The 312-nt window shown below is 66.7% G+C and carries 1 protein-coding gene; it reads left to right on the plus strand.

Annotated features, from left to right (window positions below; translation table 11 throughout):
* Nucleotides 1–312: hypothetical protein (locus KVT44_RS55905; protein ID WP_217576944.1), on the plus strand; the 312-nt coding region annotated here is incomplete at both ends.

Genomic DNA, 312 nt, shown 5'->3' on the forward strand with positions numbered 1-312 from the left:
CGGCGTTGGTATCAACAGAACCTCGAGCGCGAACGAGCACGCACCCGCGAAGCGGCGCAGCTACGGCGCCGTCTGACAAAGCTCGGCCTCCCGCCACGAAAGACCCACAAGACCTACGCTGCCGATCGTCGAAAGAACGCGGCCGAGGCCGATGCGTTCTTCTCGCGGCCTCGAAAGAAACCCGAACAAGCCCGGCTTCGCAGCGAGTCGTTCGAGGTGCTGCCCGGCCATCGAGCATCCGTTGAGTTTCGCGCGCGCTACCTGGCAGCCGGCTCGGTCGAAAAGGCCCTGGCTCGGGACCGGGAGGCGCGG

Source organism: Streptomyces sp. GbtcB7, assembly GCF_019091445.1.
In the GTDB taxonomy this organism is placed as follows: domain Bacteria; phylum Actinomycetota; class Actinomycetes; order Streptomycetales; family Streptomycetaceae; genus Streptomyces; species Streptomyces mirabilis.